The organism is Sphingomonas abietis, assembly GCF_027625475.1.
GTDB classification, from domain to species: Bacteria; Pseudomonadota; Alphaproteobacteria; order Sphingomonadales; family Sphingomonadaceae; genus Solisphingomonas; species Solisphingomonas abietis.
The window spans coordinates 1,895,001-1,909,737 of record NZ_CP115174.1 but is presented as its reverse complement, the minus strand read 5'-3'; the positions used below and the strand labels follow the sequence as shown (position 1 = coordinate 1,909,737).

8 protein-coding genes, 1 tRNA gene and 2 rRNA genes (1 of these 11 running past the window's edge) are annotated in these 14,737 nt (G+C 62.7%); 6 read left to right on the top strand and 5 right to left on the bottom strand.

Going from position 1 to position 14,737, the window contains the following annotated elements; translation table 11 throughout:
* Positions 1–7 precede the first annotated feature (7 nt).
* Positions 8–577, bottom strand: coding sequence for a TetR/AcrR family transcriptional regulator (locus tag PBT88_RS09280; protein WP_270078895.1), 570 nt, complete (start codon positions 575–577; stop codon positions 8–10).
* A gap of 302 nt (positions 578–879) precedes the next feature.
* On the opposite strand from PBT88_RS09280, the gene PBT88_RS09275 reads away from it, so the two are divergent.
* The 6 genes from PBT88_RS09275 (at position 880) to PBT88_RS09250 (ending at position 9,269) form a co-directional block, all read left to right on the top strand.
* Positions 880–2,409, top strand: coding sequence for a TolC family protein (locus PBT88_RS09275; protein WP_270078894.1), 1,530 nt, complete (start codon positions 880–882; stop codon positions 2,407–2,409).
* A complete protein-coding gene (locus PBT88_RS09270; protein WP_270078893.1) occupies positions 2,406–3,416 on the top strand; it encodes an HlyD family secretion protein in 1,011 nt (336 codons plus the stop codon). Before PBT88_RS09275 ends, PBT88_RS09270 begins: the two co-directional genes overlap by 4 nt.
* Entirely contained in the window at positions 3,413–4,546 is a 1,134-nt protein-coding gene (locus tag PBT88_RS09265) for an ABC transporter permease (RefSeq protein ID WP_270078892.1), read from the top strand. The genes PBT88_RS09270 and PBT88_RS09265 overlap by 4 nt, the downstream gene beginning before the upstream one ends.
* A 29-nt stretch (positions 4,547–4,575) precedes the next feature.
* Positions 4,576–5,673, top strand: coding sequence for an ABC transporter permease (locus PBT88_RS09260; RefSeq protein WP_270078891.1), 1,098 nt, complete (start codon positions 4,576–4,578; stop codon positions 5,671–5,673).
* A 364-nt stretch (positions 5,674–6,037) separates the two neighbouring features.
* Positions 6,038–7,999 carry an oleate hydratase gene (locus PBT88_RS09255; RefSeq protein WP_270078890.1) on the top strand — a complete coding sequence of 654 codons (1,962 nt, stop codon included), beginning with the start codon at positions 6,038–6,040 and terminating at the stop codon, positions 7,997–7,999.
* 88 nt (positions 8,000–8,087) lie between these two features.
* Complete coding sequence (locus tag PBT88_RS09250) at positions 8,088–9,269, top strand: IS256 family transposase (protein ID WP_270077161.1); 1,182 nt, start codon at positions 8,088–8,090, stop codon at positions 9,267–9,269.
* Between the two features lie 414 nt (positions 9,270–9,683).
* Here the strand turns inward: PBT88_RS09250 and PBT88_RS09245 are convergent, their stop codons facing one another.
* The 4 genes from PBT88_RS09245 to PBT88_RS09230 form a co-directional block, all read right to left on the bottom strand.
* Positions 9,684–13,109 carry a DEAD/DEAH box helicase gene (locus PBT88_RS09245; protein ID WP_270078889.1) on the bottom strand — a complete coding sequence of 1,142 codons (3,426 nt, stop codon included), beginning with the start codon at positions 13,107–13,109 and terminating at the stop codon, positions 9,684–9,686.
* Between the two features lie 200 nt (positions 13,110–13,309).
* Positions 13,310–13,386, bottom strand: a tRNA-Met gene (locus PBT88_RS09240).
* A 65-nt stretch (positions 13,387–13,451) separates the two neighbouring features.
* Positions 13,452–13,566, bottom strand: a 5S ribosomal RNA gene (rrf, locus tag PBT88_RS09235).
* 109 nt (positions 13,567–13,675) lie between these two features.
* Positions 13,676–14,737: ribosomal RNA gene (locus PBT88_RS09230) — 23S ribosomal RNA — on the bottom strand; it runs 1,762 nt beyond the window's last position.

The window sequence follows — 14,737 nt, the reverse complement described above, 5'->3', positions numbered from 1 at the left end:
GCGCCGCCTAGCGTTGCGTTGCCGCCCCATGAAAAAACAGACCGACGACCTGGCGTATCAGCGCTGTGCGGGCGGCCGGTCGCAGGACCGGTAGGCCGCCGAGCGCCGCGTCACGCAACGGCTCCGACATCACCATGTGGACGAGCATCGATGCGCATGTTCGCGCGTCGTCGATGTCGAGCACCCCTAAAGCGCGTTGCCTCTCCAACCAATGACTAAGCGGCTGGATGATGGTCTCCTCGATCGACGAGCGATAAGCCTGGAGAAGAACGGGAAAATTGGGCGCTTCGCCCATGACGAGCCGGTAGGCCGCCCTTCCCCGGGGGGACAGCGCGAGGTCCAGCACATCCCGCAAGAACCGTCTCAGGACACTTTCGAGAGTGCGACCGTCCGCCACGGAGAGCGCTTGCGATAGTTTCGCCTTGATCAAGCCATCATGCGCAGCCGCAACGAAGAGAGCGTGCTTGGATTCGAAATGGACATAGATCGTCTTTTTTGAGATCCCCGCGGCCTCGGCGATCGCCCCGACATTGGCGTGAACGAAACCGCGGCGAAGGAATTCGTTAGCAGCGGCCACGAGGAGCCTCTCCCGGGTATCTATAATGTTCATGTGAGACCGTTATCGGCGTAAGGCGGGCGTTGGCAATGCCGACGCGCAGCCATCGCGTGACCTGTTCCACGTAAACCTCACCATCATCGTAAGCATCGATCCGAATGCGAATAGGGCGACCTGCTGGCGCAAGCCTTCCGTTCCTAAAAGCCCCTCAGCGATACGCGACGCAGCGAGATTCCTCGCTCGACAACGGTTCGGAAACTGATGGGTTCCTGCTGCCCGCCGATGTTGATAGAAGCGCCACACGACATGCGGCAGAAAGGGTGATGGCAATCCACGAATCGCGAAGACTCTCGCGCGGCCGGCGGTCGACGTTCATCGCGGCATGCTTCGTTGCACATTTGTTTTCCGGTACGGCGAGGGCACAGTCTCTCCCGGCCACCGATCCTGCCATCGCGATCAGCTTTGATGCCGCGGCCTCCCGGCTAGATTCCGTTTCGCACGCACTGAGCGGCGCCGGACACGAGGTCAAGGCTGCCGACGATACCGCGGACGCGCTGAAGACGCTCCATCGCCCCGTCGTGACCGTATCGGCGCAGTATCTCGAATATCAGAAAACCCTGTCGCTCGATCTTTCTGGTGCGAAGTCGGATGTGACGTCGGCTACCGACAGCTTCCTGGGCGATCTGCCCACTCAGTTTCCATCCGCGTTCCAGCAGATCGTCGGAGAGGTGGTCGGGCGCGTCCAGCAGGCTCTGCCGGGGCTTCTATCCGCCCTACCCAATAGCCTAAGCTACCAATATCGCGACGACGTGTTCCGGCCGACCATCCAGGCAGTGATGCCGCTTTACACCGGCGGGGCGATCCCTGCGATCCAACGTGGCGCCCAAGCCGGAACCGATATGGCCCGCGCCAGGCAAGCGGAGGCACGCGACCTCTCGACGGTGAATCTCGTGCGCGTCTATTTCGGCCAGCAGGTTGCCATCAAACTGCTCGCAAGCGGGACGGATGTCCGCGACGCCTTCGATCGCCATTTGTCTGACACCCGAAGGCTCGAACAGCAGGGCATCGTCCCTCACGCCACGACCCTGGAGGTTCAGGTCGCGCGCGACGCTGCGGAGCGTTCCCGCCTTCGTGCCGAGCTCGATGCGCGGACGGCAAGCGATGAGCTTGGCCGACTGCTCGACGCGGATGCGGGTGTCACCCCGACGACGCCGTTGTTCGTCGACGCAGGACCACTTCCACCAGTGGGCGATTTCCTTGGCGGCAGCGATCTGCCCCGCGCAAGGGAGGCCGACGCCGCCCGCGAGCTCGCCGACGCGGGCACCGCGCTGGCAAAATCGCGGTTCCTGCCCCAGGCCTATGCATTCGGCGAATATAATTTCGATCACAAGCAGGCCCTGCCGACCGAACCTGACTGGGTTGTCGGTGTTGGGGTCCGTTACACGCTTCTCTCCAATATCGACCGTCGCAAGACGCTCGATGCCGCGCGCGAACATGCCCGTGCCGCCGCCGATGCCGCCGCGGATGCGCGCAAGACGCTCACAACGGAGACGATCCGCGCCTATGATCTGGTCGAGACTGCCCGCCAATCCTTCCTGCTGCTCGACAGCGACATCGCGGCTGCGCAGGAGAATTTGCGCGTCCAGCAAATCTCGTTCCGCGAAGGCGAAGCGAACGGCGCGGCGGTGACAGACGCGATCGCAGCGCTGCAGGCGGCCGAAACTCAGCGCATCGCCACCGCCTACGAATATGACCTGGCGCTTGCCGGGTTGCTGGCCGCCAGCGGGCGCCTCCCGGAATTCTCCGATTACCTTGCCCGAGCCGACTATCGACTGGCACCACATCACCCATGACCGATATCCACGCCTCTTCCTCTCATGCAGCGCGCAGGACGCGTTGGCTGCTCTACGGCGGCCTCGCAATCGTCATCCTGATCGTCGCGTTCGGCCTGTGGCTGGCAAGCCGGCCAGTTCCCGATCAGCTCCAGGGCATGGTCGATGCCGATGAAGTCAATGTCGCGACCAAGGCGCTCGCCCGCGTCGACCATCTGATCGCCAACGAAGGCGACCGTGTGAAGCCTGGCGAGCTACTGGCAACCCTGTCGAGCCCGGAGATCGCAGGGGGCGAGCAGCAGGCGCAGGGCGCCCTCGACAGCGCGCGTGCGCTACAGCATGTGGCCGAGACAGGCGCACGCCGTGAGGACGTCGCTTCGCTGAAGGAGACCTGGCTGGCGGCACAGGCCGCCGCCGATCTGGCGGCGGTCAGCAGCCGCCGGGCGGATGCCCTCTATGCGCAGGGCGTGATCGCCGCCCAGCGCCGTGACGAGGCGAGCGCTGGGCGTGACAGCAGCGCACGCACGGCGGACGCGACCCGCCAGCAATATCTGAAGGCGCTCCGCGGAACCCGCCCGGAGGATAAGCAGGTCGCCGCGGCGCAGGTCGAGATCGCGCAGGCCGGCCTTGCCACGGCACGGTCGCTCGGTACCGAAACTCGCCTTGTCTCGCCGATCGACGGCGAAATCTCCCGGAAGCTCGTGCAGCCGGGCGAGATCGTGAGCCCGGTCGTCCCGGCCTATCAGGTCGTGGACATCGATCATCCCTGGGTTTCGCTCAACGTCCGCGAGGACAGCTATAAAGGATTCGCGATCGGACGAATTTTGTCGGGTTCGATCCCGGCGCTGGGCACAAGCGCACGTTTCAAGGTCTCTTACATCAACCCGCGGGGGGATTTTGCTACTTGGCGCGCGACGCGACAATCGGCCGGCTATGACGTGCGCGCCTTTGAAATCAGGCTCAGGCCGATATCTCCGGTGGCGGGGCTGCGCCCCGGCATGAGCGTGCTCTTCGACTGGCCGCAATGAGCGCCTTCACGCGAGCGCTGGACGCAGAGCTGCGCCACCTCGGCCGCGACCGCTGGGATCTTGCGGCGCTGACCATCCTGCCAGCGATCCTCCTGATCCTCGTCTCCGCGATGCTGATCCAGGGCGTCCCGAGGAAGCTTCCCATCGCCATCGTGGACGAGGACGGATCGGCGCTCAGCCGTGCCATCATTCGCGACATCGAAGCCTCACCCACCGTCAGGGTCACATGGATGGGAGGCCAGATCGCACCCGCCTTTCATAGGGTGCGCGAGGAAGAGGCATGGGCTGTGCTGCGCATTCCGCGTGGGCTCGAGAATGGGCTGATGCATCGCCCGCCTCCGGCGATCCAGATCTTCTATCAAGGCAGCTTCCTCTCGATGGGATCAGTCGTGTCGCGGGCGATCGAGGAGACGGTCACAGCGTCGCTGATCGCGCACCTTCCCGCCAATCTGACCAGCCACGGATTACCCGGCATTCGCCTGCATCCGCCAACCGTTCAAGCGACCATCCTCGAAAACCCCTCGACCAGTTTCGAATGGTATCTAACCGTCCTGATCGATCCGGCCGTACTGCATCTCCTTGTCGCCTGTATGACCGTCGTTGCGCTGGGGCGCGAGGCCGACGACGGATCACTCGCCGCTTGGGTGGACCGAACGGGGGGCGTCGGCGCAGCGCTCGCCGGCAAGATGCTGCCCTATATCGCTATCGCGACGATCTGGGGCGCGTTCTGGTTGATCTGGATCACCTGGTTCCGCTCTTGGCCTGTGGACGGCAGCCTGATGCTGCTCCTTGTCGGTCAGGCCCTGCTGTTCGCCGGCACTGCCGGTATCTCCTCGCTGCTCGTGGCAGCCACCGGCAATATCAGTACCGGCCTTTCGGCGAGCGCGATCTATGCAGGATCGGCCCTTGCCTATTCGGGCGCCACCCTTCCGCTTCAGGGCGGCAGCGGATTCGCACGGGTCTGGAGCCAGATTCTGCCGCTCACCCATTATATCCGGATGCAGATGGGCCAATATCTCGACGCTCCGCTGCGAACCGCACTGCCGGAACTCTGCATATTGATCCTCTATGCCGTAGTCGGCGGCGGCCTTGCCGTTCTGCTACTCCAGCGAAAGGCAGCAAAGGCATGACAGGGGTTCGACAGGGCTTCGAACAGACCATGCTCGCGGTGCTGCGCTCGCGTGAACTGCTCAGCACCATCATCCTCGCCATGCTCCTCTACGGCTTCTACTATCCCGCGCCCTACGCCCATCAGACCGTGCAGGATCTGCCAATCGTCATTGTCGATGAGGAGGACAGCGGCATCACCCGTGCCGTAATCCGCGACCTGACCGCCGCCCGCGAAGTCCGCCTCGTCGCGATGGCGCCCGATTTCCACGCCGCGGAGACCATGGTCAGGGAGCGTCGCGCCGACGGCATTCTCCTTTTCCCAGCCGGTTTCACGCGCAGCTTGCTCACAGGGGCGCCAGGCGGAGGCGTGGGCGTCTGGGTCGATGGGGTCTATCTTCTGCGCGCCCGAGACATTGGTGCGGCGATCACGGCGACGATCACGGGCGTCGCCGAGGCACGTCTCGGACCGACCGTACGATCACTCGGGCTGACGCTTCCCGCCAATATCGTGATCCGCCCGCTGTTCAATACGCGCGAGGGTTATAAGGATTACGTCTTCCCCGCCGTAGGCATCATCATCCTCCAGCAGACCTTGCTCTTCGGGTCCGCCACCTTCATGGCGGATCGACGCGAGCGTGGCGCCTGGCGAACCGACCGCAGCGGCTTCGCGGGGATGTGGGCCGCCTTCATCCTGATCGGAACCTTGGCAGCACTACTCTACTTTGGTCTGATCTTCTGGATCCAGGACGTGCCACGCGGCGGCAACGTCTGGATCGCGATCGCGGCGGCGCCAATCTTCGCCGCAGCGGTTTCCGCGCTCGGGCTGCTCGCCGGCAGCCTCATGGATCGCGGGTATCGCGCGATGCAGGTTCTGGTGCCGACCTCGGTGCCGCTCTTCTTCCTGACAGGCTCGGCCTGGCCGCTCGAAGCCATGCCACACTGGGTCGCCCTTTGCGCCCATCTGTCGCCAGCTACGGCAGGCGTGCATCTGTTCGTCCGGCTCAACCAGATGGGCGCGAGTCTCTCTGAAGTCGCCGGCCCCCTTGCAGCCCTGTCGCTCGTCGTCGTCCTCTACGCATTCCTGGGCTTCCTTCGCATCGCCCGGAACGGAAGAGAGACTGGATATAGATCAATTGTAAACCCGTGAAAAAAACGGCAGGCGACCAGCCGAGCGGCGCTCCGCCGGCGCCCTCGCCCTGATCTCCATCATGCGCTTTGCCGCAACGCCAGCGTCTCGCGCATCTGATTGCTATCCCCCCTTGCTCGACCAGTTTTATCAGGGCCGATCTTGGCATCGGTCATCGTCGTCTTCTCCAGGCTCGGACTCACATCCGAACCCTACGGAGGTCGGCGATGTCTAATATATCACCCTATATCCGAGCGCGTTCGCACACCATCCGGCGGCCCACAACTGTTGGTGTTCACGCCCATCACGAATTATCGGCTGCCTTGGATCTCACGGCCGGTACGGATAAAGGCTGTCGATCAGCACTACAGCAGGATGGCTCGTCATGAATGACACCGCACCCCGCGACCCGAAGACTGGGCCAACAAGCTTTAAGGTCGAAGCTGACGCCACGGCTGCCTATTGGCACAAAGGGGCCGGTGACACGCTCCCACCGCCCGATATGACCGGCCCCTATATGCGTAACCGCCCCTTCCCCGTCCAGCCGGTCGCGGGTCGCAAGGCGTGGATCGTCGGCAGCGGCATCGCCGGGCTCGCGGCCGCCTTCTACATGATCCGCGATGGCGGCATGAAGGGCGAAGACATCACCATCCTCGATGCGCTGGACATCGAGGGCGGCTCCCTCGACGGCGCTGGAGATGCGGACGAAGGGTATATCATCCGCGGCGGTCGGGAGATGAACTGGAACTACGACAACTTCTGGGACCTGTTTCAGGACGTGCCGGCCCTCGAGCTACCGGCAGGCTACAGCGTTCTCGACGAATACAGGCTGATCAACGACAACGATCCCAATTTCTCGAAATCCAGGCTTATGCACAAGCAGGGCCAGATCCGCGACTTCTCGACACTCGGCCTGCGGAAATCGCACCAATGGGAGCTGATCCGACTGCTGCTCAAGCGCAAGGAGGACCTCGACGACGTCACCATCGAAGAATATTTCAGCAAAAGCTTTTTCGAGACCAATTTCTGGTATCTCTGGCGATCGATGTTCGCCTTCGAGAACTGGCAGAGCCTGCTCGAGATGAAGCTCTACATGCATCGTTTTCTCGATGCCATCGACGGGCTGACCGACATGTCCGCGCTGGTCTTTCCGAAATACAACCAGTTCGACAGTTTCGTCGTACCGCTGATGCGTCTGCTCCGCGATAAGGGCGTCAGGGTGCAGTTCAACACCCGGGTCCACGATCTGGACATGGCGACGGATGCCGGGGCACGGACCGTCACAGCCATGCGTGCCAGCGTCGATGGCAAGGAGACAGTCGTCGCGCTCGGTCCCGACGATGTGGTTTTCGCTCTGACAGGCTCGATGACGGAAGGCACCGCTTACGGCGATCTCGATACCGCCCCGGTGCTCAGGCGTGGCCGTCACGAGCCAGGCGAAGAGAGCGACTGGACGCTGTGGCGCAATCTGGCGCGGAAATCTCCGATCTTCGGCAAACCGAAAAAATTCTACGGCAACGTCGATGGCTCGATGTGGGAATCGGTTACGCTGACCTGCAGGCCCTCCCCCCTGGTCGAGAAACTCAAGGCGCTTTCGGTCAACGATCCCTATTCCGGCCGGACGGTGACGGGTGGCGTCATTACCTTCACCGACTCGAACTGGGTGTTGAGCTTCACCTGCAATCGCCAGCCGCATTTTCCGACCCAGCCCGGGGACGTGCTGGTGATCTGGGCCTATGCGCTCCTGATGGACAGGGAAGGCAATCATGTGAAGAAGCCGATGCCCGCCTGCACCGGCAGGGAAATACTGGCGGAACTCTGCTATCATCTGGGGATCGTCGGGCAACTGGATGCCGTGGCGGCGAACACGAAGGTGCGCCTGGCGCTGATGCCCTACATCACCGCGCAGTTCATGCCGCGCGCGGCAGGCGATCGACCGCACGTCGTTCCCGAAGGCTGCACCAACCTCGGCCTGCTCGGCCAATTCGTCGAGACCAGCAACGACATCATCTTCACCATGGAAAGCTCGATCCGTACGGCGCGTGTGGCGGTATATAGCCTCCTCGGCCTTCGCAAGCAGGTGGCCGACATCAGTCCGACGCAGTATGATATCAGAACGCTGCTGAAAGCCGCACGCGCGCTCAACAACGGCGAGCCATTTCCAGGCGAGCGGCTCCTGCACCGCCTGCTCGACAATACATATTTCGCACACGTTCTCCCGCCGCTACCGGAGGCCGCGGCCGCGAGGCGCGAACATGCCGAAAGCGACCTGGCACAGTTTCTGGGCCGGGGATCAGAGACGTTCGGGTTGTGTAACGCGAGGTCTGGAAATTCGATCGGGTCGTAATCGGTAAGCTGGTGCCGGGGCATGCCCCGGCACCGGCTGCCCATCTTCTACATTCCATGGAGTTGCGAAACACCCGTGGAGAGAGCGAATGGACAGCAGGCATGATAAGGCGATCGAGGCGGTTCTGGAACAGCTGATCGAACACGGCCCCGAGGGCATCGCGACCGTGTTCGCACGCACCTTCGAGATGGCGATGCGGATCGAGCGCGAGCGCTTCCTCGGTGCAGGGCACTACGAACGCACGACCGACCGACGGGGCTATGCCAACGGCTACAAGTCGAAGCGGATCGATACCCCGGCGGGCACAGTAGAGGTGGCAGTTCCCAAGACCGCCGGCCACGGCGCTGAGCCCTTCTTTCCTCAATCGCTGGAGCGCGGCTGCCGCTCGGTGCGCGCAGTCATGCTGGCGGTGGCCGAGATGTACGTGAAGGGCGTCTCTACCCGTCAGGCCGAGGCGGTGCTGCGCGAGTTCGGGATCGAAGGTCTTTCCTCCTCGCAGGTCAGTCGCGCCGCGGCCCTGCTCGACGACGAACTGGAAGCGTGGCGCACTCGTCCGCTCGGCGAGATCCGCTACCTGATCCTTGACGCCCGGTACGAGAAGACGCGCGCAGGCGGCGTCGTTCGCGACGCAGCCGTCCTCTCGGCGATCGGCATCGGCCCAGACGAGCGGCGCCGGGTGCTCGGCGTCAGCGTCGCGCTGTCGGAAGCCGAGGTCCACTGGCGTGCCTTCCTCGACGGCTTGGTCGCGCGCGGCATGCGCGGCGTTGAATTCATTGTCTCCGACGATCACGCCGGCCTGCGCGCCGCTCGCCGAGCCGTACTCGGCGCCGCCACCTGGCAGCGATGCCAGTTTCACCTGGCCGCCAACGCCATCCATCACGCACCCAATACCGCCATCCGCGGGCGCATCGGAACCGAGCTGCGCGGCGTCTGGAACGCCAACTCGCTTCCAAAGGCCCAGGCCGCGCTCGACGAGCTCGTCGCCAACTACCGCGACACCGCGCCCGCCTTGGCCACATGGCTGGAAAACAGCGTTCCCGAGGGGCTCGCCGTCTTCAACCTGCCAGAGCATCACCGTCGGCGCCTGCGCACATCCAACCCCATCGAGCGCGCTGTGCAGCAGGAACTCAAACGCCGGACCGTCAAGGTCCGCGTCTTCCCCAACGACCAGGCACTCCTACGCCTCGTCTCTGCCGTTCTCGTCGAGATCGACGAAACATGGGCCTCCGACAATAAGGGCTACATCAAGTGGGAATGCCGAGATGCGTGATCACGCACCCGTCAATTTCCAGACGTCAGGTTGCGCAATCGACGTTCGGGCGCCTGACCGGATGGCTAGATCGATTCCGTGATGAGGTCCGCATGAGACGAGGATAGCAATGACCCGAGAATGAGCGCATCTTGGCTACCCTTTGCTGCTACAGCAGTGGGTGGATCGGCCGGCGGCAACTTGCGCTGGTTCAACTCGGCTATCGTCTGGTTCGATCCAGGAGCAATCCGCCTTGCGAGCCCTGCCCGCCAACGTCATCCAGCCACTCGCGGACCGACTGAACGGAGCCCTATCGTCTGGGGCGATCGTCGCCCCTGCGACACCAGTGTACCGGAAATCGATGTTTCACGCTGGGAGAAACGTTCTCCGCCCTAGGTGCGTATCTATCAGAGGCGCCGTTTCCCTCCCTATCCTTCAGCCGAGAAGAAAGGCGATATCGTCCTCGGTGAGGTGTGCCGGCGCGGCGGCATCCTCGCTCCATAATGCTTCGGCCAAGGCTGCCTTACGCTCCTGCAGAGCCAGAATCTTCTCCTCGATCGTGCCGGTCGCGATCATCCGGTAAACGAACACCGGCTTTTGCTGGCCGATACGGTGAGCGCGGTCGATCGCCTGCGCCTCGACAGCTGGATTCCACCAGGGATCATAGAGAATGACGGTGTCCGCGCTTGTGAGATTGAGGCCGGTGCCGCCTGCCTTGAGGCTCACCAGAATGAGCGGCACCTCACCGGCCTGGAACCGCGCAACCGGCGCCTTGCGATCTTTGGTCTTGCCGGTCAGTTCGGTCCAGCCATGACCATGATGATCGAGCGCGGGCTTGATGAGATCGAGCATCGAGGTGAACTGGCTGAACAGGATGATCTGCCGTCCCTCCGCAACCATCTCGTCGATGAGTTCGAGCAGGCGCTCCAGCTTGGCGGATCTTGGCGGCTTGCTGCCCTGCCCCGGTAGCAGCCGGGGATCGCAGCACACCTGGCGAAGCCGGGTCAGCGCGGTGAGAACCATGATCTGCGCGCGCATCAGCCCGACCCGCGCGATTTCATCGCGCACGCGCTGTTGCATCAGGAGACGCTGGCTTTCGTGCAGCGCCATCTGCGCCGTACCGAGTGTGATCGTGAGCGGAACGATTGACTTGGCCGGCAGATCGACGGCGACAGCATCCTTGGTCCGACGCAACAGGAAGGGTTTGAGCTTGCGCGCGAGGCGCGCCTTCGCTTCGGCATCCCCATGTTTCTCGATCGGATTGCGATAGTCACGAACGAAGGCACGTTGATTGCCAAGCAATCCCGGCAGGACCAGATCGATGAGCGCCCAAGCGTCGGTGAGCCTGTTCTCCACCGGCGTCCCCGTCAGCGCCACCTTGCGATCGGCAACCAGTATCTTGGCGGCGGCATGCCCGGCGGTGTGCGGGTTCTTGAGCATATGGGCTTCGTCGAACAGGACGAGCCCGAACTGCTCGTTTGCAAGCGCTGCCTGATCGCGTACCAGCAGCGGATAACTCGTCAGGACGATGTCGTGGGCCGTGATGTCTTCATGGCGCCCATGTCGATCGGGACCATGAAGCAGCAAAGCGGACAGCGTCGGCACAAACCGCGATATCTCTGCCTGCCAGTTGGGCAGCACGGACGTCGGTGCGACGATCAGGATCGGCTTTTCGAGGTTGCCCCCCGCCTTCTGCACCGCGATATGCGCCAGCGCCTGGACCGTCTTGCCCAAGCCCATGTCGTCGGCGAGCAGGCCGCCCAGGCCAGCGTGTGCGAGCGCCTCCAGCCAGTCGAGCCCAGTCTGCTGATAGGGCCGCAAGGTGGCGCCGAAACTTGCGGGAAGCGGAGTTGGATCGAAGCGAAGCTGGCTCAGGTTGCGCGCAAGGCGGCGTAGCGGCTCGATACCGCTCCAGGGCAGGCCGGCGGTCGAGGATTCTATCTCGCCCAGCAATCCGAGATCGAGCCGGGAGAAGCCCGGTTTCCCCCTCGACGTCGCCGATGCCGGGTCGTTCGCGGCCAGCAGCAGAAGGGCACGCAACATCGGCAGGACACGCACCGCTTCGACCGTCACCACTCTGCCATCGCCGAGCGCGATCGGCAGAATGTCGCCAGCTTCGGTGAGCTCATGCTCCAGAATGTCGAGCTCCGCCCAGTCGATGGTCGCGAGCAACCGGCGGAGCGCCGGCACGAGATCGACCCGTTCCCCGTCGATCGTGGCACCCAGCGCGATATCGAACCAGTCGATGCCGGATGGCTCGACGTCTACCGACAGGCTGTCCGCATCGGCCGCGACGAACCGAAGCGGGAAGTCCGGTGCGACATCAACGCGCCATCCTTCACCTCGCAACTCTTCCGCATCATGGAGCAGAAAGGACGTGAAGTCCGCTGCAGTGGCAGGCATGTCCGGCGCATGGTCCCAATCCTGGCGCGGCGTGGGCTCGACATCCTCGAACTCGATCAGCGGGATCAGGCCGGTATGGAGCAGTCGCCCCATCGCTTCCAGCTCGCCATCGGGATCACGCGTGAAACGGACGAGCCCTTCGTCATCACGGACCAGTATCGTCTGCTCGGCCATCGTCGCATCGATCGTCGTGCCGGCATAATCAAACAGGAGGCGCGCGACCGCGCAATCCACCCGGCTCTTGCTCCCATAGCGATAACGCCCGCCATAGGTCACCATCTCTACACGATCCATCCGAACCGTAAGAACAGGCGCCGGCGACACCATGCCAAGATCCCGGATCGTTGGCACGGCGGGTGGCGGCACGTCGCCGGGCACGAGATCTGCCCAGCGAACCGCCAACGCCGAAATCGCCTCCGGCTCGATCGGCGGAAGGCGCAACAGCTGTTCGGCCATGTCCGGCGGGATGCCCAGATCGAGGGGCGAAATCGTGCCGCTTAACACATCGATCGATACCGGAGGCGTCGCCAACGCTATGATCTGTTCCGACGTTGTCCCTGCGACCGACAGGCACGCCCGGCCGAGATCGTCGTGCATCCAGCCAAGCTCGGCCTTGACGTTCTTCTCCTGGCGGAGCTGCGGACCGCGTACGCTCGCCCAGCGGGCGCGTCCGGTCGCGAGCACGCGTTCGAGCAAATCCGCGCCTCCGGCGCCGGTGAGACAACCTTCCTGATCGGTGTCGCCGATCCGCATCTGCAAGCGTCGGGTGAGAAGCCGATCTTCGTCTGTCATGTGTGCGGGGCTATTTCCGCTGCCATAGAATCCTGCGGTTTGCACCTTCGTGCCGTTGCCCACCGGCTCACCCGCGACATCGAGCCCGACATCGACGGCTTCGACGAACAGCCGTAGCGCGCAGCCGCGTGGTGCCAGCGAGGCCGCAGGGCGTTTCTTCGAGATACGCATGTTCCCTGTGAGGGCCTGGACGCGGACGACGTAGATAATCGCTCGAGACGGCGGGGCGGACAGCCTACTCGCGCGCTCGGCAAACGGGCGCATCGCTGTCGCCCATCGCGACAGGATCGGTGAGAGAGGCTCCATAGATAATGGTGGTGGGAGAGTGCCAGCAGATATCAGAGACATCGAGGTACGAGGCTTGTGAGTGTCGGTGCCGCTCGCCTCGCTCAGCCGCACAGCGAATAATGCGGCGGCCGCATGCTTGCATCCCGCGCCGACCGGACAGCTGCATCGCGTCGCGACCGCGCCTCTCGGGCCGAAGCGCACTTCTACCTGATAAGGCTTCGGCTCGCTGCCTTTGACCGATGCCCGTATGGTCCCGCTCTCGAGATCGACGCTCAACCCGACAACGAGTCTGCGTCTCCAATAGTCCAGACCTGCGCTCACCATCCGTGGCGTTGCGATGGCGCGCGTCAGGACGGCATCGGTGATCTCCGGCAACATGGCGCGTTGCTAGATCAGCTCTCGACGGGATGCTATAGGGCTCGGCGGCGGAGCCAGGGGCGGCCCCTGTCGGTTTGATCCGCAGAATACAGCGAGACGCCTCCGCGATTTGGAGCATCGCCAAAAAGTCCAAGAGCCGCAGGACGTTATCTGAGACCCTCGGATTTTAGATCGGTATAACGAGCGAGTTATAACAAAAGTGGTTGCGGGGACAGGATTTGAACCTGTGACCTTCAGGTTATGAGCCTGACGAGCTACCGGGCTGCTCCACCCCGCGCCAAATGGTCCTGCATTGGTTGCAGGGTATGTGAATGGGTTTTTGTGAGTTACGCGGATGGGGAAGCCTGGCGGCGCCCTACTCTTCCATCGCTTGAGCGATAGTACCATTGGCGCAGTCCGGTTTCACGGCCGAGTTCGGGATGGGATCGGGTGGGTCACAGACGCTATGGCCACCAAGCTACCTGATCCGCGTAACCTATTGGGTAGAAATCGATGTTGGTTTTGTAACGGTTACGATGCTGATGATATCCTGTTCCGTTCAACCTTGAGGTTGGCGGTGTGGAACTCTCAAGCGCGAATAGAGCAATTAGTACCGGTTAGCTCCATGGGTTACCCCACTTCCACATCCGATCTATCAACGTGATGGTCTTTCACGGCTCTATGAAATCTTATCTCGAGGGAGGCTTCCCGCTTAGATGCTTTCAGCGGTTATCCCGTCCGTACATAGCTACCCTGCTGCGCGGCTGGCGCCACGACAGGTCCACCAGAGGTACGTTCAACCCGGTCCTCTCGTACTAGGGTCAACTCCTCTCAAATTTCGACGCCCACGGCAGATAGGGACCAAACTGTCTCGCGACGTTCTGAACCCAGCTCACGTACCACTTTAATTGGCGAACAGCCAAACCCTTGGGACCTGCTCCAGCCCCAGGATGTGATGAGCCGACATCGAGGTGCCAAACAACCCCGTCGATATGAGCTCTTGGGGGTTATCAGCCTGTTATCCCCGGCGTACCTTTTATCCGTTGAGCGATGGCCCTTCCACGAGGGACCACCGGATCACTATGACCGACTTTCGTCTCTGCTCGACTTGTCAGTCTCGCAGTCAGGCTGGCTTATGCCATTGCACTCTAACAGCCGGTTTCCAACCGGCCTGAGCCAACCATCGCGCGCCTCCGTTACTCTTTAGGAGGCGACCGCCCCAGTCAAACTACCCGCCACAGAGGGTCCCTCGCCCAGTTTCATGGGCGCAGGTTAGACATCAGAAAACAACAGGGTGGTATTTCACCTATGGCTCCACACCGGCTGGCGCCGATGCTTCAAAGCCTCCCACCTATGCTACACAGTTCTTTCCTAATGCCACTCTGAAGCTGCAGTAAAGGTGCACGGGGTCTTTCCGTCTAACCGCGGGTACTCCGCATCTTCACGGAGAATTCAATTTCGCTGAGCATGTGCTGGAGACAGTGGGGAAGTCGTTACGCCATTCGTGCAGGTCGGAACTTACCCGACAAGGAATTTCGCTACCTTAGGACCGTTATAGTTACGGCCGCCGTTTACCTGGGCTTCATTTCAGTGCTTTCACACCTCCACTTAACCTTCAGGCACCGGGCAGGCGTCAGACCCTATACGTC

Coding starts and splice junctions, on each gene's coding strand:
- PBT88_RS09275 (WP_270078894.1), top strand. CDS start 880: ATGGCAATCCACGAATCGCGAAGACTCTCGCGCGGCCGGCGGTCGACG.
- PBT88_RS09270 (WP_270078893.1), top strand. CDS start 2,406: ATGACCGATATCCACGCCTCTTCCTCTCATGCAGCGCGCAGGACGCGT.
- PBT88_RS09265 (WP_270078892.1), top strand. CDS start 3,413: ATGAGCGCCTTCACGCGAGCGCTGGACGCAGAGCTGCGCCACCTCGGC.
- PBT88_RS09260 (WP_270078891.1), top strand. CDS start 4,576: ATGCTCGCGGTGCTGCGCTCGCGTGAACTGCTCAGCACCATCATCCTC.
- PBT88_RS09255 (WP_270078890.1), top strand. CDS start 6,038: ATGAATGACACCGCACCCCGCGACCCGAAGACTGGGCCAACAAGCTTT.
- PBT88_RS09250 (WP_270077161.1), top strand. CDS start 8,088: ATGGACAGCAGGCATGATAAGGCGATCGAGGCGGTTCTGGAACAGCTG.
- PBT88_RS09245 (WP_270078889.1), bottom strand. CDS start 13,109: ATGTTGCCGGAGATCACCGATGCCGTCCTGACGCGCGCCATCGCAACG.